The sequence below is a fragment of the Oricola indica genome (assembly GCF_019966595.1).
Classification (GTDB): domain Bacteria; phylum Pseudomonadota; class Alphaproteobacteria; order Rhizobiales; family Rhizobiaceae; genus Oricola; species Oricola indica.
Genome location: NZ_JAINFJ010000001.1, coordinates 767598 through 790223, shown reverse-complemented (window position 1 = coordinate 790223; position 22626 = coordinate 767598). Strand labels below are relative to the sequence as shown.

Below are 22626 nucleotides of genomic sequence, written 5' to 3'. Positions count from 1 at the left end.
GGTTGCGCGTCCGGTCAGTCCGCTTCCTTGTCCGGGGCCGTCTCCGGCTCGCGCGGGTTGAAGGCGATGAACAGTCCGTGGAACGCCAGGGCCGAGATGGCGAGAAACAGAACGCCCCAGAAGGTCTGGCCGGTCATCAGTTCGACCCCGGCCCAGAGCGCCGGCGCGACGACCACCGCGATCCTGATCCAGAGCGGCTTGAAAAACGGGTCGTTGAAATCGAAAAACTTCAGAATGCTTTTTCTCCTTGCGGACGGCGAATGACTCATCGCGGTACGTCGCGCAACCATAATGGTCTTCGGCGATCCTTGAAACCGGCGTTTGGTTCCGTGGCGGCAAATCGCTGCCCAAAGCTTGGCAGTATCGAGATCGGCCGCTTTTTCGAAGAATTTCGTGGACTTGGGCAAGGAACATGGCCGTAATGACTTGCCGAACCGGGCGACTCACCTAATCTGGCCGTCCGAAATTCATTGAGGAGAAATGCATGCCCCACAAGTTCAAGATCGTGGAACGCAAAGGGGGCCAGTTCGGCGTCCAGTTCCTGTACAACTCCGAGATCATGGTCTGGTCTGAGAGCTACAAGTCGAAGTCGAGCGCCCAGAACTGCATCGACTCGATGAAGAAGAACACGCCGGGCGCACCGATCGTCGACCTGACGAAAGAGGAGGAAGGCTCCGGCTATCGTTGGGAAATCGCCGGCTCGAAGGACGGGCAGTTCTACAACCGCTTCGTTGCCTCGAATGGCGAAACGATGGTGCGGTCGGAAACCTATACCGACAAGCGCAACGCGATTGGCTGCGCGGAAAGCGTCTCGAAGAACAGCCCGGATGCGGCTGTCGAAGACGAGAGCTGAGCGGAACCGTTTGCGGCCCGGTTTAGCCGGGCCGCTCCTCCTTTAGCGCAGGGCCGCTTCGATATTGCCGCCATCGACCGTCATGACATGCGCGGTGGTCCGCTCTGCGCGGGCCAGTGCGACGAAGGCGTCTGCCACGTGGCGCGCCTCGACCTCGGCGTGAAGCAGGTTCCCGGCCATATAGTCGTCCACGCTCACGCCGCGCGCCTCGGCGCGCTTGACGATGAAATCGTCGGTCAGGAGACCGGAGCGGATCCTGTCAGCATTGACGCCGTTGACCCGGACGCCTTCCGATCCCAGTTCCAAAGCGAGTTGCCGCACCAGAAAGAAGGTCGCGGCCTTCGGCAGACCGTAGGCGCCGAAGCCCTTTCCCGGATTGACCGCCTGCTTGGAGACGTTGAACAGCAACTGCCCGCCCGCGCCCTGCGTGCGAAACACATCGACGGCGGCGCGCGCGAGCGCGAAGTGCGAGAAGAAATTGAGTTCGAAGCTGCGCCGGAACTCCGCCTCGTCGAGATCGCAGATCATGCCCTGAAGCGCCGCGCCGGCATTGGACACGACGATATCGAGCCCGCCGAACCGCCCGGCCGTGCGGGCAACCGCATCGGCAGGCCCGTTCGTCGATGTCAGGTCAACCTGGACGGGGAAGGCGGAGCCGCCGAGCGTGGCGACGGCCTTGTCCAGCGCCTCGGCGCTGTAGTCCACGAGGGCGATGTCGGCACCGAGATCGGCAAAGGCCTTCGCCGTGGCGAGGCCGATAGCGCCGCCGCCGCCCGTAACCATCACGACCCGTCCGCCGAAGGCTTTCGGTTTCGATTTCGCCAGCTTGGCCTGTTCCAGCGACCAGTATTCCATGTCGAAGAGGTCGTCCGTCTCGATCGGGTGGAAACCTCCTGCCGCCTCGCCAAGCGTCATGACCTCGACGGTCTGCTCGGCGATGTCGGCGGCCGCGGCGGCCGCGGCCGCATCCTTTCCGATGCCCGCGATGCCGGCGCCTTCGATCCAGGCGACGTTGGGCGAGGGGTCGAGCATGGTCTTGCCGCCGCCGATGCGCTTCGACTGGCTGGAGAAATAGGCCTTGTAGGCGTCCGTGTATTCGGCCACCGCCGCCGCGATGGCGATGGCGTTGGCGTCGAGCCGGTCCTGCCTGAGAACCAGCGGGCGGCCCTTGGTGCGGATGACATGGTCGGGCGACGCGACGCCGCGCCCGGACAGTTCGGCCAGATCGCCGCGTTCCAGGAACTCGGCGATCGTGGCGCTCGTGCGCAAATCGACCACCGGCAGGGCGGTGCCCGCGCCGGCATGGTCGCGCCGCGCCGCGCCGATCGCGCCGCGCAGCGTGGGCAGGACGTCCGCCGTCGCCGGACGATTGCGTCCGACCGTGCAGGAAAAGGTGCGTCCGCCGGTCCGCCCGGCGAGCCATTCCTCGACCCGGTTGGTGTGGTCGATGACCCGGTCGTAGCTTTCCTTCGCCGTCTCGCCAAAGGTGAAATGGCCGTGGTTGAGCAGCACCATGCATTCGACGGACGGATCGGCCTCGAAGATTTCGGCGGCCTTCTTCGCCAGTGCGAAGCCCGGCATGATGTAGGGAACGATGGCAGCCTTTTCGCCGAAGATCTCGCGGATGGCGTCCTCGGCTTCGGGAAGGTTGGCGAGGGCGAGAAAGGCGGTGGCGTGGGTGTGATCGACGAAGGTATGCGGCAGATAGGCATGCAGAAGCGTTTCGACGGACGGATTGGGCGCGGAGGAATCGAGCAGGTTCGAGCGCTGGATATTGACCATGTCCTCGTCGGAGAGGCTGTCGAGGGTGCGCAGCCGCATCAGCGGGTCCATCGCGACGCCCGGCAGGCCGGGGGCCTCGATTGTGTCGAGATCCCAGCCGCTTCCCTTGACGTGGAGGACCCGGATTTCATCGCCGTGGATGTTGCGGCGGGTCACCTTGACCGAGGTGTTGCCGCCGCCATGCATGACGAGATCGGGGTCGGAGCCGATGAGGCGGGAGGAATAGACCCTGAGGGCAAGCGCCTGGTCGGCGGGCGTATCGCTCGCGACCGCCGTGAATTGCGATGCCTTTTCGTCATTCCACAGATTGTGCCGCATGATGTTTCGTCCTCCTCGGTCAGCGATCCTTTTTGACAAATGTCAGCGCCATATGTCAAATATTGAAAAAGCGAGGTTTTGACGATGCCGTCGATATCGACAAGAAGGGCTTCGGGGCAGATCAGCGGCGAGGATATCGTGGTCGAGGCCGCATGGCTCTACTACCATGACGGCCTGAACCAGAACGAGATCGCCAACCGCCTCAAAGTGTCGCGCGCGACGGTGGTCAACTACCTGCAGGAAGCGCGCGAGCGCGGCTTCATCCACATCTCGCTTGCGCCGGAAGCCTTCACCAATCATCGCCTGGCCTGCGAATTGTGCAGCGTCTTCGGGCTGCGCGCGGCCTATGTCCTGCCGGACGGAACCGGCGGGCCTGACGAGCAGTTCGCGCGGGTGACGCGCGGCGCCGCCGACTGGCTGCCCTCCCTCGTCGCGCCGGGGGATCGGCTCGGTGTCGCCTGGGGCAAGACCATCTACGACATCGCCGAGAATATCGAGGAAGTGGTCATTCCCGGCCTGACGGTGCTGCAGCTGGTCGGATCGATGTCGACGCCCTACGGCTTTTCCGCCGAGGTGTGTTCCTCCAATGTCGCGCGCAAGCTTGGCGCGAAATGCCTCAACCTGCATGTGCCGGCCGTGTTGAGCGCGGCGGAGGTGGCGACGGTGCTGCGCAAGGAGCCGATCATCGCGGCGCAGCTCGAGGCGACGCGGACCTGCAACAAGTCGCTGTTCGCGGTCGGGTCCTGCGACCATGACAGCCATATCGTCTCCAGCGGGGTCTCCACGCCGGAGGAACTGGACTGGTATGTCGATCACGGCGCGGCCGGGGTTTTGTGCGGCCGGTTCATCGATGCGGCGGGCAATCCGCTGCCCGGCCCTCTCGACGAGCGTATGATGGGCGTCGACCTCGAAGACCTGCGCGGCAAGGAAATGGGTATGCTCGTGTCGCTCGGCGAGGAAAAGGTTGTGCCGATGATCTCCGCGATCCGTGGCGGCTATGTCACGCATCTGGTGACTGGGCAGAGCGCGGCGCGCCGCCTGCTCGACATGGCGGCGGCCGAAGCCGCCTGACGCGCGATCAGGCGGCCGTCGTCTGACGTTCCGGGAACAGGCCGAGGAGACCTTCGCGGCTTGCCGCCGCAACGCCGCGCTCTGTGATCAGCCCGGTTACGAGGCGCGCGGGCGTGACGTCGAAGGCCGGGTTCTCGCCCGGCGTGCCGTCGGGCGAAATCTGCACCGAGGTGACCGAGCCGTCCTCCAGCTTGCCGAAGACCCGGGTGACCTCGCTTTCGTGGCGGTTCTCGATCGGGATTTCCTTGACGCCGTCATCCACGGTCCAGTCGATCGTGGTCGAGGGCAGGGCGACGTAGAAGGGGATGCCGTTGTCCCGGGCGGCAAGCGCCTTCAGATAGGTGCCGATCTTGTTGCAGACGTCGCCGCGCGCGGTGGTCCGGTCGGTGCCCACGATGACGAGATCGACCTGGCCGTGCTGCATCAGGTGGCCGCCGGCATTGTCGACCACGAGATGGTGCGGGATGCCGTGGCTGTTGAGTTCCCACGCGGTCAATTGGGCACCCTGGTTGCGCGGGCGCGTCTCGTCCACCCAGACATGAACCGGAATACCCGCCTCGACGGCATGGTAGATCGGCGAGGTCGCGGTGCCCCAGTCGACGGTCGCAACCCAGCCGGCGTTGCAGTGGGTGAGGATGTTGACGGGCTCGCCCGGTTTCTTGGTCTTCGCGATCTCGCGGATGATCTCGAGACCGTGCACGCCGATCATGCGGTTCGTCTCGACATCCTCGTCGGCGATTTCGCCCGCGCGCTTCATGGCGAGCGCGGGCCGATCGGCTTCGGGCGTGCCGCGCAGCCTTTCGCGCATGTCGTCGAGCGCCCAGCGCAGGTTGATGGCGGTCGGGCGGGTCTCGTGCAGCACGTCCCACGCATTGTCGAGCGAGGCGTCGGAAGCGTCGCGCGCCATCTCGACCGCCACGCCATAGGCGGCCGTCGCGCCGATCAGCGGCGCGCCGCGCACCCACATGTCGCGGATGGCGACCGCGAATTCGTCCAGCGATTTCAGCGGCACGACGTGGAAGTTGTGCGGCAGCCAGCGCTGATCGAGGATCATCACCTCGCCCGTGTCGGCGTCGCGCCAGATCGCGCGGTAATGCGTGCCGTCAACCTTCATCGTCCGTCTCCCTCGTCGATTGCGCGCGCCATGGCGATCACCGCGTCCATGCCGGCGAAGCCGGCCCGGTTCACGGCCAGGTGCCGTCCGAGCCTCAGCGCCTTCGTTTCGCATGCGGCGCGCAGCGCCGTGTCCTCGATCTCGTCAAGCTCGGCGATATGCGCGAGCCCGAGGATGCGGCGGTGCATTTCAACACCGGCGAAGCCAAGCAGGTCGCAGAAAATCTCGTGCAGGAGTTCCTGCAGCGCCTGTTCGGCGGCGAAGCCCTGGCCCTGATCCTCGTAGAGCGCCGCGGGATAGAGCATGCCGTTGCGTTCGGTGCGCCACAGGGTCGAGAACTCCTCGCGGAACGTCTCCCAGGTCTCCGCGACGACGTCGAGAAGCCAGTCCTTGTAGTCGGACCGCGCCGCCTCGTCGGCGATATGGCCGGGCATGGCGTAATAGGCCATCAGGTAGTTGCCGATCAGCATCCCGACATCGAAGCCCAGCGGTCCGTAGAAGGCGAATTCCGGGTCGATCACCCGCACCTCGTCGGCGGTCACCATTGCCGAGCCGGTATGCAGGTCGCCGTGGCAAAGCGTTTCCGAGCGCGCGGCAAAGGCGCGCTTGAGATGCTGGGCGGCGATTTTCAGGTCGATGTCGGCGCGCAGTTCCGCGACGATTCCGTCGAGTTCCGGGGTATGGCGGTTCAGTTCCGCGTCGAAATAGGGATCGGTGAAAACGAGGTTCTCGGTGATGTCGCAGAGTTCGACATTGCCGGCGAAGAGCGCGACATCAGCCTTGCGGTCGGGCGCCGACATGGAAAGGTCGGAGCCGCGAAAGGCGGTGCGCGCGGCGAAAGCGCCGAGCACCTTGCCGAGATCCTTCACCTTCTCGCCGGCCATCATCTGCTGGCGCAGGATGATGTGCGGGTGAAGGCGCTCCATGACGATGAGCGCCTGCTCCTCGTCGAAGTGGAAGATTTCCGGCACGCTGCCCGGGTCGCGCGCGGCCTGGCGGGTCAGCGCGTGATATTCGAAGAAGGCGCGCTTCAACGGCAGCGGCCAGCTGTCGCCGACGAGGCGCACATAGGGCAGGGCCTGCTTGACGATGACGCTGTCGCCGCCGCCCTCGACGATGAAGACGAGGTTGAGATTGCCGTCGCCAACCTCGCGGACGGTCCATGATGACGGGTCGGTTCCGAGCCGGTCCGTAATCGCTCCGATCTGCGCCAGCCTGCCGCCAAGCGTCTCGGGTGTGAGGGGTTCGTATTGCGAGCCCATCGCGTGCATTCCTCCCATTTCCCGGCGGCCGAAGCGCGCCTTTTGACCACAGCGTGAAGTCAATTCATGCAGTTGTCAATATCCATTGACTTTTGTCATGTAGCCTGTTTTCATCGTCTCGGGAGGAGACAATGCAAGAAGCCGCATGCCGTATCGACAGGGTCGAGAAAGCCTTTGGGGACAACCGCGTCCTGAAAGATATCACGCTCGATCTGCCGGCAGGAACCGTGACCGTGCTCATGGGCGCGAACGGCGCCGGCAAGTCGACCCTCGTCAAGATTCTCAGCGGCGTGCATTCCAAGGACAGCGGGACGATCCGGCTGAGCGGTTCGGAATTCCGCCCGGAGACACCTGCCGATGCGATCCGCGCCGGCATCGTCACAGTGCATCAGAACATCAATGACGGCGTGATCCCCGACCTCGATGTCGCCTCCAATCTCATGATCGACCGGCTGGCCGAGAATTCCTACGGTTTCCTGCTGAAACGGTCGAAACTGTTCAAGGCGGCGGAGGACATTGCGCGGCGCATGGACCTGCCGGTCAATGTGCGCCGACCGGTTTCCGACTACAGCATCGCGGACCGGCAGTTGATCGCCATCGCGCGCGCGCTGTCGCATGATCCCAAGCTTCTGATCCTCGACGAGCCGACCTCGTCGCTCTCCGCCTCGGAGGCGGAAAGGCTGTTCAGCTATATCGAGCGGATGCGCGCCGAGGGCGTGGCCGTGCTCTACATCTCGCACCGCATGTCCGACATCCGCCGCATCGCGGACCGGATCGTCTCGATGCGCGACGGCGAGATCTCCGGCGTGTTCGAGGGCGAGAACCTGGACTATGAAGGCGCGGTGAACGCGATGCTGGGGCATCGCATGACCGATGTCGGCATCGTCGTCCCCGAGCAAGGAAAGGCCGTTGCCGAACTGAGCGATATCCGGCTTATCCCGACGGCGAAGAGTTTCTCGCTGACGCTGCGCGAAAACGAGATCGTCGTGGTCACCGGGCTGCTCGGCAGCGGCAAGACGGCGCTGGCGCAGGCGCTTTTCGGCCTGCATCCGGTCCATGCCGGGTCAATTCGCCTCGACGGGCAGGCGTATCGGCCGAAATCGCCGGGCGAGGCGGTCGCGCGGGGCGTATTCATGTCGCCGAAGGATCGCGCCAACAACGCGGTCATCCGCGACTTCGACATCACCCGCAACATGACGGTGCCTTTCCTGCGCCGCTATGCCGGGCTGTCCTTCGTCAATCGCGGCGCGGAGCGGGCGAAGGCGCGGGATATGATCGACGCGCTGTCGATCGTCTGCCAGAGCGAGCGCGACGACATCTCGACGCTTTCCGGCGGCAACCAGCAGAAGGTGATGCTGGCGCGCTGGCTCGCGCAGCAATGCCGGCTGCTGGTGCTCGACGAACCGTTTCAGGGCGTCGACATTCGCGCCCGGCGCGACATCGGCCACAAGATCCGAGAGACGGCGGGCAATCGCGCGACGCTGGTGATGGTGGCCGAGTTGGACGAGGCTCTGGAAATCGCCGACCGCATCATCGTGTTCTCCGAACACGCCGTCGTGGCGGAGTTCCGCAACGAGAACGTCAACCCGAACGACATCCTGACCGCGGTCGCCGGTTTCGCGGCCGCAAACCAGACTGTGCAGGCCGCATGACCATGACATTGAACGAGAAGGACGCAACCGTGGCGCAGGAGGGCAAGCCGGCCCGCAAGGACGGCGCACAGTCGAGGAACGCCATCGATTTCGCCATCCGTTTCGGCTTCATCGGTCTGCTGGTCGGGCTGGTGATCTTCTTCAGCCTTGCCGCCGACGGCTTCTCGAGCCCGCGCAGCGCGGTCTTCATCTTCCAGTCGGTGGCGATCACCGGCATCCTCGCGCTTGGCGTGACGTTTACGCTGGTCGTCGGCGGGTTCGACCTGTCCATCGGTTCGGTCGCCACCTCGTCGATGATGCTGTCGGCCTATGTGATGGTGGTGCTCGAACAGTCGGCCTTTGTCGCCATCGTCGCCTGTCTCGTCATGGGCGCGGTCATCGGCTTCATCAACGGCGTGCTGATCGTCAAGACGAAGGTGCCGGACCTGCTGGCGACGCTCGGCATGATGTTCCTGCTGGTCGGGTTGCAGCGCATTCCGACCGAAGGCCGCTCCATCGCGACCGGCATGACGCTGCCGGACGGCTCGACGGCCAACGGCACCTTCTCGCCCTTCTTCCTGCAGATGGGCCGGCACCGCTTCGATCTCGTGCTGGAAAATCTCCTGCCGATCTCGGTCGTGTTCCTGCTGGTCATCGGGGTCCTCGTGTGGGGCTTCCTCGAACTGACCCGGCATGGGCGACTGATGTATGCGATCGGCTCGAACGAACGCGCGGCGAGCCTGACGGGCACCAATGTCAACGCCTACAAGATCGTCGCCTACATGTTTTCCGGCGTGCTCGCCTCGGTGGGCGGCATGCTGCTTGCCGCGCGGCTCGGCCGCGGCGACATCGCGTCGGGCACGAACCTGCTGCTGGACGCGGTGGCGGCGGCGCTGATCGGTTTCGCGGTGCTGGGCGCGGCCAAGCCGAACGCCTTCGGAACCGCGATGGGCGCGCTGTTCGTCGGGATCCTGCTGCAGGGCCTGACCATGATGAATGCGCCTTATTACACGCAGGATTTCGTCAAGGGCGCGGTGCTCGTGGTCGCCCTGGTCTTCACCTTTTCGCTGTCCGGCCGGAAAGCCGGAGGGCACTAACACGCAGTCAAATATCAACGGGAGGAAATGACATGAAAATCATCCGCAGAACCGCCATGGCCATGATGGCCGGGCTGACTGTCGCCGCGACCGGGCTTTCGGTCCGCGCGGCGGACATGCCCGCGCCGCTCGACAATCCGGGCGAGGTGAAGATCGCGCTGGTGCGTTATCTTTCGACCGGCGACTTCTTCCAGGCTTATCTGTCGGGCGTCGAGTCCCAGGCCGAGGCGCTGGGTGTCGATCTGCGCGTCTTCGACAGCCGCCAGGACGCAGCACTCCAGGCCGACATGGTCGACCAGGCAATCGCGCTCGGCGTTGACGGCATCGTCATCCAGCACGGCCTGACCGAATCCATGAAGGAAGCGGCTCAGCGCGCCGTCGATGCGGGCATCAAGGTCGTCGCCTTCGACGTGAATGTCGAGAACGAGGCGATCCCGCAGATCGAGCAGTCGGACTACCTGCTCGGCAAGCTGGCGCTGGAGCAGGCCATCAAGGACAACGGCACCGAGTGGGAAGCCGGCTATGTCTATGTTCCGGGTATCGCGCCGCTCGACCGTCGCCACGTCGCCTGGGAAGAAGTGAAGGAAGCCAATCCGGGTATCGTCGAAGTCGCCCAGATGGGGACCCTGGACAACCCGATCGCCAACTCCAACGCCAACCAGGCTCGCTCCGTGCTGCAGGCCAATCCGGGCATCTCGGTGTTTTTCGCGCCTTATGACGAGTTCGCCAAGGGCGTGAAGATCGCCGTCGACGAGGCGGGTCTCTCGCAGGACGTGAAAATCTATTCGGCAGACGTCTCGACCGCCGACATCTCCGCGATGCGCGAGCCGGACAGCGCCTGGGCCGCGACCGTGGCGACGAACCCCGCCGTCGTGGGCGAGGTTTCCGTGCGCGCGCTCGCCATCATGCTGACGGGCGGCGATCCGGGCGCACAGGTCGTGGTTCCGCCGACGCTGATCACGCAGGATTTCCTCAACGAGAACGACATCAAGAACATGCAGGATCTTTCGGCCAAGATGCCGCAGTTCGCCCATGCGGATGTCGCCATGACCGACTGGATGCCGCTGCCGGCGCGCTGAGCCGGCAAAGGCACCGAGGACGAAAAGAAAAGGGGCCGCCATCGTGCGGCCCTTTGCACGAAGGAGGCGAGACACATGCTGAAAACCATCGATCCGCGCATCACGCCCGATCTCATGGATTGCCTGATGCGGATGGGACATGGCGACGAAATCGTCATCGTCGATGCGAACTACCCGGCCGAGTCCACGGCGGTGCATACCGTCCATGGCGCGGTGGTGCGGTTGCCCGCCATCGATGCGCCGGAGGCGATACGGCTGATCACCGGGCTGATGCCGCTGGACGGCTTTACCGATTATTGCGCGCTGCGCATGGAGATCGACAATTCACCCGACGAGCTTGGCGACGTGCATCGCGAGGCGCTGGCGGTCATCGACAGCGAGAAGCCGGAGGGCTCGGCGGTCAAGGGAATCGAGCGGCAGGATTTCTACCAGCATGCGCGCACGGCCTATGCCGTCGTCGCCACGACCGAGGCGCGCCCGTTTGGCTGTTTCGTGCTGCGCAAGGGCGTGATTTTCTAGGCCGCGTCCACGGCTTCGCGCATGGCGCGTACGCCCTCGGCGATACGGTCGCCGTAGCGGAGAAGACTCCCGCCAAGCAGGTAGACGACGTCTTCGCCATACATGGACACCATGTCGCCGGCCCGTTCGACGCTCATGCCGCCGCCCGGGCTCGGGAACATCGGCTTGCCGATGCCGTCCGGCGCGCGGCAGGCTTCCGCGATCGAGCGGCATTCGTCGGCGGAAAAGCCGAAACGGCCGCCGACATTGGGGAAGACCGAGATATCGGAGCCGGCGAGGCGCTGCAGGACGCCGAACATCATGGCGTGGGTGAAGCCAGTGTCTTCCGACAACACATAGGGGCCGAGGAAGCTCGGATGGGTCATGACGGGCAGGCCGAAATCCGCGTCGCCTGCCAGTTCATGAACCGCGCCGAAGCCGTGAAGGCCCGGCATCAGCAGCACGCCACCGGCGCCGCATTGTTTCGCGAAGCGCGCATTGGCGACAATGTCGCTGCCGGGACCCGCGAGGTTCGGGAAATAGAGTGACGAGCCTCCGGTCTCGTTGTTGGCTTTCGCGACGGCGGCGGAGACCTTCTCGACGCGCTCGCGAAACGGCGCCATCGCCTGGTTGGCGAGGCCGTGGTCGTCCTTGACGATATCGGCGCCGCCGAACGCGCATCGATAGGCGATTTCGGCGAGTTCGTCGGCGGTCGAGCCCATCGGCTTGATGACCGGCGAGATCAGGCCGCCCTTCGGCCGGTTGGCGAGGCGGCGGACGCCCTCGATGCCGAAGCGCGGTCCGGAAAACCGTTCGGCGATCGTCGCGCCGGGGGCAAAACCGGTGACCTTGATGCCCTTCTGGATCGACGAATTGCCGAAGATCACGTTGAGCAATTGGACGATATCATTCCCCGCGCTGTCCGGGCTATAGGATATCGCCGTGTCGTATATGCCGGGCCCGGCGTCCTCGATGCGCTCGATCCGGCCGACGATCTCCTCGCGGATATAACCCTCGGGCACGATGTCGCCCGGGATTTCGACGGTCTGTTCGAGGGCGATGCCTTCGGCGCGTTCGCGGGCCTCCTTCTCGGACCCGGCGAAGATCCGGTAGCTGACGGTGAAGCGCTCCATGGCGTCAGAGCGCCTCGGCCTTGACGGCGGAGTGGACCGCATCGACGCGGGCGACGGCCAGCGCGTCTTCGGTAATGCCGGTCTTGGCGCCGATGATCTTCTCGATACCGGCAACGAGCGCGGCGGCGTCGAGCCCGTAATGCTTCATCAGGTAGGCTCGCGAACCGCCATGGGCGTAGGTGTCGCGCAGGCCGAGGCGCACGAGCGGCTTTCCGACGGCGTTTTCCGCCATGATCTCGGCGACGAGCGAACCGACGCCGCCGTCGATGACGTGGTTCTCAAGGACCACGACACCCTTCTTCACCGAGGCGATGTGATCGAGCAGCGGCTGCGGATCGAACGGCTTTATAGTGTTGATGTGCAGATGGCGGATCGAGACGCCCGCGCCGGACAGGGCGTCGCGTGCACGCAGCGCCTCTTCGGTCGCGATGCCGGAGGTCACGACGAGGACGTCTTCGCCCATGGCCAGTTCGCGCATCCGGCCGACCTCGATCGGCGTGTCGAAAAGGCGCGGCACGGAGCCCCGCAGGACGCGGCAATAGACCGGTCCGTCGATGGAATCGGCGGCCTCGCAAATGCTCTCGACCTCTGTCGCGTCACCGGTTTCCAGGATCGTCATGTTCGGAATCGAACGCATGACCGCGACATCCTCGATCGCCTGATGGGTCATGCCGCCGGGCGTGGTGATGCCGGGCAGGAAGCCCATGAGGCGGACCTTGCGGCGCGGATAGGCGACCGACGCCATGAGCTGGTCATAAGGGCGCCGGTAGAGGAAGACGCCGAAGGAGTGAAGGAAAGGCCGGAAGCCGGCGAGGCCGAGGCCGCCGGCAAAGCTCATCATGTTCTGTTCCGCCATGCCGAGCGACAGGAACTGCTCCGGATGGCGGTCGCGGAACCCGTCGATCTCGCAGGAGGATGTCAGGTCGGCCGACAGGCAGAGCACATCCGGATTGGCGACGGCGAATTTCTCGAAGGCACCGGCATAGGGGCGGTTGACCATCTCGACCATGTCAGTGCGCCTCCAGTTCGACCGGCTGGATGCCGAGTTCTTCGGCGATCGCCGCATTCATTTCGTCGCGTTCCTCGGTCGTCTTGAAGCGGACGTAATGAAGACGGGGGAAGCGTCGCTGCAGGAAGGACATGCCGTGTGTGGGCGAAGACCGCGCCAATATGATCAGGGGCTGGCCCTCATGCGGCTCGGCCTTGGCCTGGCGCAGTGCGTCGAGATCGTGGGCATCCACCTCGACACAGACCGCGCCGAAGGTCCGGAACTTGGCGGCGATGTCGCGCACATCCATCACGCTGTCCATCGCGCCGTCGCATTGCTGGTCGTTGACGTCCATCAGGGCCCAGAGATTGTCGATGCCGTGGTGGGCGGCGGCCTGCACGGCTTCCCAAGTCTGGCCTTCCTGGACTTCGCCGTCCGACATGAACACGCAGACCTTTCCGGTTTCGCCGCGGCGCTTGCGGCCCCAGGCGAGGCCGGCTCCGGTCGACAGGCCGATGCCGAGCGTGCCGTTGTGGACTTCCATGCCCGGCGAATGTTCCGCGCCGATCATCTCGACGGAGGAGCCGTCCCGGTTGAACATCTCGAGGCCCTCCGGCGCCATGCGCCCGGTCTCGATCAGGGTGGCGTAGGCGACGAGCGCATAATGGGCGGGCGCGATGAACAGGCGGTCGTATTGCGGCTCGAAAGGACCGTTGTAGCCGGCGCCGGTGACATATTCGTCATTGCCCGCGCGCGGAACGCCCGCGAAGGGTTTCGGGATCGCCGGCAGTGTCGGGTCGCCGAGATTGAGCGCCTCGTTATAGAGAAAGGCGAGCTGTTCGGCGGCCGAGCAGGCCTGGCTCAGATAGCCACCATTGTTGCGCATCGAATGCTCGAAAACGCGACGGCGTATGCCCAGCGCGACGTCCTGTGTCGATTTGCGATTGTCCACCTGCCTCACTCCCTTCGATCACCGACCATAGGAGGGGGATTATACAAATGTCAAGGTGATTGGCTTTTGTATATAAAGAGTGGAAATCAGGTGGAGGGGATTGTGTTTCTCAAGTTGCGATCCGGGGCGCGGATGATCACAGAATTCGAGCGCAGCATACGCTTTGCAATCATCTTGTGTTCGAGGGTTGTGCGACAAGGCCGTGAACGTGACGATCAGTGCCTGGCTGAGCTCGCCCGGCGAAGCAGGTTTCCTTCACTCATGACGTTCCGGCGGGTTGGCCGGAGGCGGCTTGGCGCATGGGCATTTGGCGAAGGCCGCCTGCCGGTTCCCGATTTCCATCGCCCCGATGGACCCGATGCCGGCTATGCACTAACAAGCGTTCCTGACCCGTGAAATGAGGCCGCTCGCCGATGAGTCGGCTCGCTACCAGTTGGAAGCAACAATCAATGAAGAATGCAATTCTGAGCTTTGCCATGTTGCCTTCCGAAGAGCTCGTCCGTCTTCGAGGCGCTCTGGATGGATATGACATCGCAGTGCCCGCCATTGCGTCGCATCTCTCTCAGCGGGGCACTATCCGAAAGACGTTCGAACAGGCCGAACACTACGCCTGGGCATCCTACAGATACGACATAACCTGGGACGAAAAACTCGATCTGAAGCGGTTCACCGAGATCGCCGGGGATCCCGCGACCTATCTGCCGGTTTTCGACCGGTACGGCCCGTATGAAGGGGGAAGCATCGCGACGATGACGCGGGCGCTTCACGATTTCTCGCGCGCGGAGCAGATCATCGCGAAGCACCGGCCGGATATCGTCATGTTCGTGAACCAACCCGAATCCGGTCTGGAGTACATGCTGTACCGGATCGCGTTGCACGAGAACATCCCGATCATGCTGACCCGGAACGGCGCGTTCTTCCATGCCCGGATCGCCGCAACGCGCTATGACGGTCCGATCATCGGCGAGGATGGCTTGCCCGCACCGGCCATCATTCCGCTGCACATGGCGGGCGGCGAAGGGACGTTGTCCACCGCGTCGCAGGCCGAAGTGGACAAGGTCATCCACGGGACCCGGACCTACAAACCGGGCTATCTGAAATACCGGCCCAACTTCAGGAAAAAGCTGAGAAGACTAAGAACCGAGGGGCATCCGTTCAGGCCGGAAAAGCTGAAGAAGATTGCGGATATTTCGCAGAGCGGTTTCGTTTTCAAGCGGCTGCTGAAGAGCCGCTACAAACGCTATTGCACGCCGCTGGATCCCGCTCCGGTCAACGGGGTTTCGGTTTTTTTCCCGCTTCACTATCAGCCCGAACTGACCACGATGCCGCTTGGCGGCCGCTATGTGAACCAGATTCACGCGGTCAAGGCGCTTTCCGACACGCTTCCCGAAGGCTCGGCGATCTATGTCAAGGAACACACGAGCATGTTCTCGGCCGGGACGCGGGCGAACACGAATTTCAGGCCGAAAGATTATTACAAGTGGCTGGCGAGCATCCCGAAAGTGCAACTGGTCGGGCTGGACGTTCCCTCACGCGAATTGCAGGAGATGACCGACTGCACGGCGTGCATCACGGGCACGGCAGGGTTCGAGGCGCTTCTTCGCGGCCGCAAGGCGATCCATTTCGGGACCGCCGCCTATGCCAATGCGCCCAATTCGGTGGCGTTCGATGCGCTTGCGGCTTCGGGCGTGGAAGACTTCCTCGCACACAGCGAACCGGTGGATCGGGTTTTGGACTTCGCGGTCAAGGTCGAGGAACTGTCATATGTTCCGGACGAATTCGAGCGCCTGGAGGATATCTTCGCCTTCGGTATGCCGCGGCTCCGGGTCGAGACACTCCTGAAGGGTATCGGTGCGTCCGCCTGAGCGCATTCTCCGGCGATTATGCGAAATCGTTTCGTCCCGGCTCGGCCGTTGCGAGATACGCCCCGAGGGCTGCCGGCATCGTTTCGCGGAACTTGATCTCGGCAAGGTGGAAGTCGTCCGGTCCGTCGATATCGATCGCCGTTTCCAACGGCAGGTGCAGCGCGTGAATGTTCGCGCCGGTCATCGATCCGCCGAGAAGCGTCTCGGTGCGAATGACGTCGATCTGGCCGGTATGCCAGAGGATTTCCGGCAGTGACTGGCGCGGAAGATTATAGGCCTCGTTTACGCCCGGGAGTTCCATCGCGGGCATGAGCCGGTCACCATCGGCGCTGCGCCACATCTTGTAGGGCGTTATCGGCGTCGGCGTGACGGAGCGCATGCATGTGATGCTTCTGTCCGCCTTCATCCGGGCAATCGCGCGGTCGATCCATTCCGGCTCGCGGAACGGTGTCGTCGGGCGCAATTGCACGAAGAATTCGGGCAGATCGGCGCCGCGTTCGGCATGCCATTCGATGAGGTGAGAGAAAACGTCCATATCCGTGGCGGCGCTGCCCGCCGCGCTGGAAGGGCGGCGAAACGGCACGTCGGCTCCCGCGTCGGCGGCGGCCCGTGCGATTTCGGCATCGTCGGTGGAGCAGAGAACGCGGTCAACGCCGCCGGCGAGCTTGCCGACCGCAACGGCCCAGGCGATCAGCGGATGGCCGCCCAGTTCCCGGACATTCTTGCGGGGCAGGCCCCTCGATCCTCCGCGGCCGAGAGTGAGCCCCCAGCAAAGATCGGGGACGATGCGCATGGTCACGACCCGGAATCCGCCGATTGGCCGAGCCATGGCTCAAGCTTGTTCAGTGCGTACCAGAAGCCGGCGCCATTGTTCTTGTGGCCCTGCCAGACCTCGGGGACGAAACTCGCCTCGGCGCAGGTTTCATTGAGCACGTCGCAAATGGGCTTCAGATCCATCGTGCCGTCGCCCACCTGCAGACCTTCGCCGTCGATCCCCTTCGCATCGGCGATGTGGAGATGCGCCGTATGCGGACCGACCTTACGGGTGAAGTCGATCATCGACCATTTGAAATGGTTGCAGGCGAGTTGCGAGTGAGAGATGTCGAAGCAGACCCGCATGCCGGTGCGCGCGCAGAAGTCGGCGATCTCATCCGGATCGACGAACAGATTGTGATGGCTCTGTCCGCCGAAATGCCAGGGAAAGGGCGGCATGGTCTGCGGGATGATCTCGACGCCGGTGGCGTCGATCTGGGCGAGGCTTTCCTCGATGAGCGCGTAAAGGCGGGTGCGCTCGGACAGGGGGCGAAAGCCGCTCGTGGTGAAGCCGCCAAGATTGGCGATGATGAGCGGAGTGCCGGATTTCCCGTGCCAGGCCGCCAGCTTGCGGGTGAGGTCGCACACACGCTGAAGTTCACGGATCGAGCGGGACCGATACGCCTCGTCCTCGGAGGCGAGGTCGAGGATATGGTCACCGGAGAACAGTTCCGGTGCGTGGACCGTCAGGTCGATGTCGAGAACGTCGTCGAACCAGTTTTCCAACGATTCCTCCATGTCCTTGTAGGACAGGTGGTACTCGAGAAGGTCGGGGTTCGAGACTTCAAGGATTTCCCGGTAATCGTGCCAGCGGACGGGGATGCCCCAAGGCCTGTCGAAATGGAAATCGCGGGCGGAAACATCGACGTCCTCGAGGTCGGTCCTGAAGAACGGCGTTCCCGGCGCAATCGCCCGGTTCGCCCTGCGGCCGATCAGGTCGGCGCGGTAGTTGGGCTGTAGGCCCTGGCCGGGGCTTCGAACCTCGATCAGGTCGTCGGTGATGACGGTCCCGGCCTCGATGGCGCTGCTCGCATAGAGCGATTTCGCCAGGACCTCGCGGTTCATCATTTCGCCCTGGGTCAGTTCGCGCTCGGCGGGCTGGCCGGTTGCTTCCTCGATCGCCCGTATGGAGCGAACCATCTCGGCGAGTTCGTCGGGCAGGAGCGACACCTTGTGATCGTTGCCTTCCATGGAGCGGTCGACCGAGATGTGTTTCTCGATGATGCGCGCGCCGAAGGCGATCGCGGCGAGCGGAACGATCCATCCCCTTTCGTGCCCGGAATAGCCGACCGTGCAGTCGCCGATCTTCGCCAGCCGGGGAATATATCGCAGATTCACATCCTTGTAGGGCGTGGGGTAGGTCGAATTGCAGTGCAGCAGCGCATAGGACGCGCTGTTTGCACGGAGCAGCCGGACGGTGTCGACGATCTCGATCTCGGTCGCCATGCCGGTCGAGCAGATCAGCGGCTTTCCGGTTTCGGCCAGCACAGTCAGGAAGCCGTGATTGGTGAGGTCGGCCGAGGCGACCTTGTAGCCTTCGAGCCCGTAGCTCTCCAGCGCGTCCAGGCTCGGCTCGTCCCAGGGCGTGCAGAGCGGTTCGATGCCGACCGCGCGGCAGTGATCGAAGAGCCGGAACATGTCGTCACGGCTCAGATTGTATTTCGCGAGCAGGTCGAGCGTGTATTGCGCGCCCAGATCGTGCGAGGCGCCCGCCGTGCCGCGGCCCGAGCCGTAGAGGGCCTCCATGTCGCGCATCTGGAACTTGGCGCAATCCGCGCCCGCGCTCACCGCGATATCGACCAGCCGCTTCGCCAGTTCGACGTCGCCATTATGATTGTTGCCGATCTCGGCGATGATATAGGCGGGTTCGGCATCGCCGATCTTCCGCGCGCCGATGCGGAACTGGTCCTGTCCCTGCCGGGCGATCGCGATCAGGTGTCCGGCCTCGTCGGTCAGCGGAATGACGCGGACGCGACTGTCCAGCCTGGCCGCGATCTCCTCCGGGCTTGCCGTGACGGGCAGGGTGACGAATTCCCGGTTGGCGACGAGGCCGACGGGGACGTTCAGGTCGAGCTTGTCAGCGCTGGACAGCCAGCGCCGCACGTCGCCGTCGGTCAGCACGCCAATCGCGCGGCCCTTCTCCGAAACGGCGACGACGAAGCCGCTCTTGTTCTCCGATATCTTCTGCAGGGCGAGGATCAGCGGATCCTCGCTGTAGATCAGAAATGGAGAGGTTTTCCTGTCGATGATCATTCGTCTTCGCCGTAACCGCGCATATGCATTTAAACCGGTGGGTGCGCCGGTTCACCCCTTCGGGACCCGGGCAATGCCGACGGCACTTGCACCCTTGTCAGGATTGTCGCGCGCCTCGGGCATCGACAACGCGGCTGCTTACTACGCACTCGACGCGATGTTGTCGATGGCGGGATGTTCCGGGGGGCTTCGACCGGTCATTCGGAAGAGCCGGTGATGGACAAGCGACAGGAACCGGAGGTCAATTTCCGGCGGAGGGCCCGAATTCGACCGTGCAGCGCTGGCCGGCGAGGATGGCGCCGTCGGGATTGTCGAGCGTGAGCCGGACACCGAATGTCCCGGTGGCGCCGTCGAGGAACGGGTCGATCACGGTGACCCTGGCGCTGGCCTCGCCACCGGTTTCCAGCAGGACCGAAACGGTTTCGCCCGGCTCCACCTCGGTCAGTTGCTCGGACGGCAGGAAAGTCTCGATATCGAGCGGATCGATGCTGGCGAGCGTCAGGATCGGCTCCTGTTCGTTGTAGAGTTCGCCTTCGGCCATCAGCCTTTCCGTGACCACGCCGTCGAACGGGCTGCGCACCATCTTTCGTTCGAGCGCCGCTGACTGACGTCAGTGATAACGATCGCCGCGCATGAGGACACTACGGGCTTTCCCCGCCATCGGTCGGACCGCGATCGACGACGCCACGCGGAGCGTAAGCCTTTGATAGTCAACAGATTTCAATGGGATCGGAATGGTGCTGCCGGAGAGATTCGAACTCTCGGCCTCTCCCTTACCAAGGGAGTGCTCTACCCCTGAGCTACGGCAGCGTATCCGGAAAATCGTGAGCGGCTTCTGCCACAAGCGTTTTGCGAGTGCAAGGCGTAATCACCGGCAATATTGGTTGTCCGGGTTACGCATGTCCGGGCCTTGCGGGGGCTTTGCCGGGGCGGCGTTTTGCGCCATATGGGATGGATGACGCAAAATCCGCCGAATGATCCGAAGAAGGACCGTCTCGCAAAACAGCTTCGCGCCAATCTGGCGCGGCGCAAGGCGCAGGCGCGCGCCAAGCGGGCGGGCGATGCGGATGACCGCGCCGAGGGGATCGATGCGGCGGGACAGGGGCCTGTCGAAAAGGCGTCGCCGGAAGATGGCGCGCCGGGTGGCGGTGGAAAAAGCGACTGAAAGTGTCCCGCGGACACGGTCAGGGCATGTCCGCGCAATAATTGGACAATTTTCCCACTTGATCAAAAATTGATCATGCGCTTCGATGTGCGCCGCAGCATCAATCACGATGCAAGGGAGATTGACGTGTTCAAGAAGATGTTCATCGCGGCGGCGCTGCTCGCAGCCGCCGTTTCGCAGGCCGGCGCGCAGGAGAAGGCTCCGTTCGCGCTCGACTGGAAATTCGAGGGGCCGGCGGCGCCTTATCTGATCGCCATCGACAAGGGCTATTTCGGCGACGAAGGCCTCGCGGTGGAGATTTCCGAGGGCAAGGGCTCGCTCGACGCCATTCCGAAAGTCGCCACCGGCGCGTTCCCGTTCGGCCTCGCCGATATCAATTCGCTGATGCGCTTCCTCGACCAGAACCCGGGCGCTCCGGTCACGGCGATCATGATGATCTACGACAAGCCGCCCTTCGCTGTGGTCGGCCGCAAGGACATGGGCGTCGAGACGCCGAAGGACCTGGAAGGCAAGGTTCTGGGCGCGCCGCCGCCGGATGGCGCATGGGCGCAGTTCCCGATCTTCGCCGCAGAGAACGATCTCGACATGTCGAAGATCACCGTCGAGCCGGTCGGCTTCCCGACCCGCGAGCCGATGCTCGCCGAAGGCAAGGTGGCGGCCGTGACCGGCTATTCCTTCACCTCGACGCTCAATGTCATGCGCCTCGGCGTGCCGATGGAAGACCAGACCGTGCTGCTGATGTCGGATTACGGCGTGTCGCTTTACGGTAACGCGATCCTGGTCAACACCGATTACGCGGCGGAGAACCCGGAACTCGTGAAGGGCTTCGTGAAGGCCGTCGCCATGGGCTGGAAGGACGCCATCGCCGACCCGGCCGCCGCCGTGAAGCCGCTGATGTCGCGCAACCCGGCCGCCGACGAGGCGCTGGAGACCGAGCGCCTGTCGCTCTCGATCAGGGACAATGTCTTGACCGACTGGGTCAAGGAAAACGGCTTCGGCGGCATCGACGCCGACCGCATGGCCAAGTCGATCGAACAGACCAAGTCGGTCTACGAGTTCGTCAACGAACCGGATGCAGCGCTCTATTTCGACAGTTCGTACCTGCCGGAAGAGCCCTTCATGCTGCAGTAATGCCTTGTCCGCCCGCCGACCCGGCGGGCGGACTTTTCCCTGGGGGCGCGGGTGACCAATCTCATCGAAATCAAAGGCGTGACGCACGCCTACAAAACGCCGCTCGGGCCGCTCCCGGTGCTGGACAATCTCGATATCGCCGTGCCGGAGGGCGAGTTCTGCGCCGTCGTGGGGCCGTCGGGTTGCGGCAAGTCCACGCTGACGCGCCTGATCGCCGGGCTGATGAAGCCGGACAAGGGCGAGGTCTGGCTGCATGGCGAACTGGTCAAGGGGCCGCGCAAGACCGTCGGCATGGCGTTCCAGAACCCGGTGCTGCTGGAATGGCGCACCATCCTGCACAATGTGATCCTGCCGCTGGAAATCGTCGCGCCGTCGATGCCGAAGAAGGATCGCGAAGCCCGCGCACACGAGTTGCTGACGCTGGTCGGGCTCGAGGGGTTCGAGGACAAGCGCCCGTCGGAACTGTCGGGCGGCATGCGCCAGCGCGCATCGCTGTGCCGCGCCATCGTCCACAAGCCGGACGTGCTGATCATGGACGAGCCGTTTGGCGCGCTCGACGCGTTTACCCGCGAGGATCTGTGGCAGACCATGCACCAGCTGCGCGAGAAGGAACCCTTCACCTGCGTGCTGATCACGCATGATTTGCGCGAGAGCGTCTTTCTCGGCGATCAGGTGATCGTGCTGTCCGGCAGGCCGGCGACGACGCAATATGTGCTCGACGTGCAATATCCCGGCGAGCGGGTGCTGGACGGGCTCTATACACCGGAATGTTCCGACATGCTGCACACGCTGCGTGACCAGATTCGCATCGCGCAGGGGCGCGCCGGGGAGGACGCGGCATGAAAACCGCCCTGCACAAGATCGGCGTGCCGATTGCCGCCATCGTCATCTTCCTCGCGCTGTGGGAACTGCTGGTCTGGGCCAATGGCTGGCCGGACTACGTGATGGCCTCGCCGTCGGATCTGCCCAAGGCGTATTCGCGATTCTGGGAACTGTTCCTGATCGGCAGCTGGCAGACGCTGTGGCGCACGGTCGCCGGCCTCATCATCGCGGTTCTCGCCGGCACCCTGCTCGGCATGGTCATGGGCTTTTCGCGGATCGCGCGCGACGCGCTCTATCCGCTGCTGGTCGGCTTCAACGCCATTCCTAAGGCGACGCTTGTGCCGGTGCTGGCGCTGCTGTTCATCGGGCAGCACAATTTCAACACCGTGATGATGGCTTTCATGATCTCGTTCTTCCCGATCGCCGTTTCGGTGGGCATCGGCCTGTCGACACTGGAGCCGGAATATCGCGACATCCTGCGTTCGCTCGGCGCGTCGCGCTACACGATCTTCACCAAGATCGCTTTGCCGAAGACGCTGCCGGAGTTCTTCGGCGCGTTGAAGGTGGCGGTGACGCTGGCCTTCATCGGCACGAACCTGGTCGAGATCGTCTCGCCGCACGGGCGCGGCCTTGGCGCGCTGTTCCTGTCGGCGCAAACCAACTCGAACTATCCGCTGATGTTCGCGGTGCTGATCGCGCTCGCCGTCCTGGGCATCGTTCTTTATTACGCCGTCGTCTATCTGGAGCGCATCTTCGCCGGCTGGGCGGAGCGACCGGCGACCTGACGGCCCGCCGCCTT

At 64.0% G+C, this 22626-nt stretch carries 21 protein-coding genes and 1 tRNA gene; 11 read left to right on the top strand and 11 right to left on the bottom strand.

What is annotated here, in order from left to right; translation table 11 throughout:
- Positions 1 to 14: 14 nt before the first annotated feature.
- Positions 15 to 269, bottom strand: coding sequence for a hypothetical protein (locus LC343_RS03720; RefSeq protein ID WP_223475739.1), 255 nt, complete (start codon positions 267 to 269; stop codon positions 15 to 17).
- Positions 270 to 484: 215 nt separating this feature from the next.
- Between LC343_RS03720 and LC343_RS25305 the strand changes: the two genes are divergently transcribed.
- Positions 485 to 853, top strand: a complete 369-nt coding sequence (locus tag LC343_RS25305; RefSeq protein ID WP_425417469.1) for a YegP family protein — start codon at positions 485 to 487, stop codon at positions 851 to 853.
- Positions 854 to 895: 42 nt separating this feature from the next.
- On the opposite strand, the gene LC343_RS03705 is transcribed toward LC343_RS25305, so the two are convergent.
- Positions 896 to 2953 (bottom strand): bifunctional aldolase/short-chain dehydrogenase, encoded by a 2058-nt coding sequence (locus tag LC343_RS03705; RefSeq protein WP_223475738.1) that lies wholly within the window; start codon positions 2951 to 2953, stop codon positions 896 to 898.
- 84 nt (positions 2954 to 3037) lie between these two features.
- Here LC343_RS03705 and LC343_RS03700 point away from each other — a divergent pair, with 84 nt between their 5' ends.
- Positions 3038 to 4024, top strand: a complete 987-nt coding sequence (locus LC343_RS03700; RefSeq protein WP_223475737.1) for a sugar-binding transcriptional regulator — start codon at positions 3038 to 3040, stop codon at positions 4022 to 4024.
- A 7-nt stretch (positions 4025 to 4031) separates the two neighbouring features.
- Here the strand turns inward: LC343_RS03700 and mtnA are convergent, their stop codons facing one another.
- Both mtnA and mtnK read right to left on the bottom strand, forming a co-directional pair.
- The gene (gene mtnA, locus LC343_RS03695; RefSeq protein ID WP_223475736.1) at positions 4032 to 5138 is read right to left on the bottom strand and encodes an S-methyl-5-thioribose-1-phosphate isomerase; all 1107 of its coding nucleotides are present in this window, start codon (positions 5136 to 5138) and stop codon (positions 4032 to 4034) included.
- On the bottom strand, positions 5135 to 6400 hold the full coding sequence (gene mtnK, locus LC343_RS03690; RefSeq protein ID WP_223476104.1) for an S-methyl-5-thioribose kinase: 1266 nt from the start codon (positions 6398 to 6400) through the stop codon (positions 5135 to 5137). The genes mtnA and mtnK overlap by 4 nt, the downstream gene beginning before the upstream one ends.
- A gap of 131 nt (positions 6401 to 6531) precedes the next feature.
- Here mtnK and LC343_RS03685 point away from each other — a divergent pair, with 131 nt between their 5' ends.
- The 4 genes from LC343_RS03685 (at position 6532) to LC343_RS03670 (ending at position 10726) form a co-directional block, all read left to right on the top strand.
- Positions 6532 to 8052: a sugar ABC transporter ATP-binding protein gene (locus tag LC343_RS03685; protein ID WP_223475735.1), complete on the top strand. Its 1521-nt coding sequence runs from the start codon at positions 6532 to 6534 to the stop codon at positions 8050 to 8052.
- On the top strand, positions 8049 to 9128 hold the full coding sequence (locus LC343_RS03680; RefSeq protein WP_223475734.1) for an ABC transporter permease: 1080 nt from the start codon (positions 8049 to 8051) through the stop codon (positions 9126 to 9128). Before LC343_RS03685 ends, LC343_RS03680 begins: the two co-directional genes overlap by 4 nt.
- 32 nt (positions 9129 to 9160) lie before the next feature.
- Positions 9161 to 10207: a substrate-binding domain-containing protein gene (locus LC343_RS03675; RefSeq protein ID WP_425417475.1), complete on the top strand. Its 1047-nt coding sequence runs from the start codon at positions 9161 to 9163 to the stop codon at positions 10205 to 10207.
- Between the two features lie 75 nt (positions 10208 to 10282).
- On the top strand, positions 10283 to 10726 hold the full coding sequence (locus LC343_RS03670; protein WP_223475733.1) for an RbsD/FucU family protein: 444 nt from the start codon (positions 10283 to 10285) through the stop codon (positions 10724 to 10726).
- Here the strand turns inward: LC343_RS03670 and LC343_RS03665 are convergent.
- Genes LC343_RS03665 through LC343_RS03655 form a run of 3 tightly spaced genes read right to left on the bottom strand, consistent with a single transcriptional unit; the run spans position 10723 to position 13778 of the window.
- Positions 10723 to 11838, bottom strand: a complete 1116-nt coding sequence (locus LC343_RS03665; RefSeq protein WP_223475732.1) for a RuBisCO large subunit C-terminal-like domain-containing protein — start codon at positions 11836 to 11838, stop codon at positions 10723 to 10725. The two genes, LC343_RS03670 and LC343_RS03665, sit on opposite strands and share 4 nt — an antisense overlap.
- A 4-nt stretch (positions 11839 to 11842) precedes the next feature.
- Positions 11843 to 12847, bottom strand: a complete 1005-nt coding sequence (locus LC343_RS03660; protein WP_223475731.1) for a transketolase family protein — start codon at positions 12845 to 12847, stop codon at positions 11843 to 11845.
- A 1-nt stretch (position 12848) separates the two neighbouring features.
- Positions 12849 to 13778: a transketolase gene (locus tag LC343_RS03655; protein WP_223475730.1), complete on the bottom strand. Its 930-nt coding sequence runs from the start codon at positions 13776 to 13778 to the stop codon at positions 12849 to 12851.
- Positions 13779 to 14227: 449 nt separating this feature from the next.
- On the opposite strand from LC343_RS03655, the gene LC343_RS03650 reads away from it, so the two are divergent.
- Complete coding sequence (locus LC343_RS03650) at positions 14228 to 15643, top strand: capsular polysaccharide export protein, LipB/KpsS family (protein ID WP_223475729.1); 1416 nt, start codon at positions 14228 to 14230, stop codon at positions 15641 to 15643.
- Positions 15644 to 15659: 16 nt separating this feature from the next.
- Here LC343_RS03650 and LC343_RS03645 read toward each other — a convergent pair whose 3' ends face one another.
- The 4 genes from LC343_RS03645 to LC343_RS03630 all read right to left on the bottom strand — a co-directional run bounded on the left by LC343_RS03645 (position 15660) and on the right by LC343_RS03630 (position 19519).
- Positions 15660 to 16436, bottom strand: coding sequence for an acylneuraminate cytidylyltransferase family protein (locus tag LC343_RS03645; RefSeq protein ID WP_223476102.1), 777 nt, complete (start codon positions 16434 to 16436; stop codon positions 15660 to 15662).
- Positions 16437 to 16438: 2 nt separating this feature from the next.
- The gene (locus LC343_RS03640; protein ID WP_223475728.1) at positions 16439 to 18709 is read right to left on the bottom strand and encodes an N-acetylneuraminate synthase family protein; all 2271 of its coding nucleotides are present in this window, start codon (positions 18707 to 18709) and stop codon (positions 16439 to 16441) included.
- 241 nt (positions 18710 to 18950) lie between these two features.
- A complete protein-coding gene (locus LC343_RS03635) occupies positions 18951 to 19292 on the bottom strand; it encodes an efflux RND transporter periplasmic adaptor subunit (RefSeq protein ID WP_223475727.1) in 342 nt (113 codons plus the stop codon).
- Between the two features lie 152 nt (positions 19293 to 19444).
- Positions 19445 to 19519 (bottom strand) — tRNA-Thr (locus tag LC343_RS03630).
- 136 nt (positions 19520 to 19655) lie between these two features.
- Between LC343_RS03630 and LC343_RS03625 the strand changes: the two genes are divergently transcribed.
- The 4 genes from LC343_RS03625 to LC343_RS03610 all read left to right on the top strand — a co-directional run bounded on the left by LC343_RS03625 (position 19656) and on the right by LC343_RS03610 (position 22612).
- The gene (locus LC343_RS03625; RefSeq protein ID WP_223475726.1) at positions 19656 to 19874 is read left to right on the top strand and encodes a hypothetical protein; all 219 of its coding nucleotides are present in this window, start codon (positions 19656 to 19658) and stop codon (positions 19872 to 19874) included.
- A 126-nt stretch (positions 19875 to 20000) separates the two neighbouring features.
- On the top strand, positions 20001 to 21005 hold the full coding sequence (locus tag LC343_RS03620) for an ABC transporter substrate-binding protein (RefSeq protein ID WP_223475725.1): 1005 nt from the start codon (positions 20001 to 20003) through the stop codon (positions 21003 to 21005).
- 51 nt (positions 21006 to 21056) lie between these two features.
- Positions 21057 to 21848 carry an ABC transporter ATP-binding protein gene (locus LC343_RS03615; protein WP_223475724.1) on the top strand — a complete coding sequence of 264 codons (792 nt, stop codon included), beginning with the start codon at positions 21057 to 21059 and terminating at the stop codon, positions 21846 to 21848.
- Positions 21845 to 22612 (top strand): ABC transporter permease, encoded by a 768-nt coding sequence (locus LC343_RS03610; RefSeq protein ID WP_223475723.1) that lies wholly within the window; start codon positions 21845 to 21847, stop codon positions 22610 to 22612. Before LC343_RS03615 ends, LC343_RS03610 begins: the two co-directional genes overlap by 4 nt.
- The last annotated feature ends 14 nt before the right edge of the window (positions 22613 to 22626 follow it).

Coding starts and splice junctions, on each gene's coding strand:
- LC343_RS03720 (WP_223475739.1), bottom strand. CDS start 269: ATGAGTCATTCGCCGTCCGCAAGGAGAAAAAGCATTCTGAAGTTTTTC.
- LC343_RS25305 (WP_425417469.1), top strand. CDS start 485: ATGCCCCACAAGTTCAAGATCGTGGAACGCAAAGGGGGCCAGTTCGGC.
- LC343_RS03705 (WP_223475738.1), bottom strand. CDS start 2,953: ATGCGGCACAATCTGTGGAATGACGAAAAGGCATCGCAATTCACGGCG.
- LC343_RS03700 (WP_223475737.1), top strand. CDS start 3,038: ATGCCGTCGATATCGACAAGAAGGGCTTCGGGGCAGATCAGCGGCGAG.
- mtnA (WP_223475736.1), bottom strand. CDS start 5,138: ATGAAGGTTGACGGCACGCATTACCGCGCGATCTGGCGCGACGCCGAC.
- mtnK (WP_223476104.1), bottom strand. CDS start 6,400: ATGGGCTCGCAATACGAACCCCTCACACCCGAGACGCTTGGCGGCAGG.
- LC343_RS03685 (WP_223475735.1), top strand. CDS start 6,532: ATGCAAGAAGCCGCATGCCGTATCGACAGGGTCGAGAAAGCCTTTGGG.
- LC343_RS03680 (WP_223475734.1), top strand. CDS start 8,049: ATGACCATGACATTGAACGAGAAGGACGCAACCGTGGCGCAGGAGGGC.
- LC343_RS03675 (WP_425417475.1), top strand. CDS start 9,161: ATGAAAATCATCCGCAGAACCGCCATGGCCATGATGGCCGGGCTGACT.
- LC343_RS03670 (WP_223475733.1), top strand. CDS start 10,283: ATGCTGAAAACCATCGATCCGCGCATCACGCCCGATCTCATGGATTGC.
- LC343_RS03665 (WP_223475732.1), bottom strand. CDS start 11,838: ATGGAGCGCTTCACCGTCAGCTACCGGATCTTCGCCGGGTCCGAGAAG.
- LC343_RS03660 (WP_223475731.1), bottom strand. CDS start 12,847: ATGGTCGAGATGGTCAACCGCCCCTATGCCGGTGCCTTCGAGAAATTC.
- LC343_RS03650 (WP_223475729.1), top strand. CDS start 14,228: ATGAAGAATGCAATTCTGAGCTTTGCCATGTTGCCTTCCGAAGAGCTC.
- LC343_RS03645 (WP_223476102.1), bottom strand. CDS start 16,436: ATGCGCATCGTCCCCGATCTTTGCTGGGGGCTCACTCTCGGCCGCGGA.
- LC343_RS03640 (WP_223475728.1), bottom strand. CDS start 18,709: ATGATCATCGACAGGAAAACCTCTCCATTTCTGATCTACAGCGAGGAT.
- LC343_RS03635 (WP_223475727.1), bottom strand. CDS start 19,292: ATGGTGCGCAGCCCGTTCGACGGCGTGGTCACGGAAAGGCTGATGGCC.
- LC343_RS03625 (WP_223475726.1), top strand. CDS start 19,656: ATGGGATGGATGACGCAAAATCCGCCGAATGATCCGAAGAAGGACCGT.
- LC343_RS03610 (WP_223475723.1), top strand. CDS start 21,845: ATGAAAACCGCCCTGCACAAGATCGGCGTGCCGATTGCCGCCATCGTC.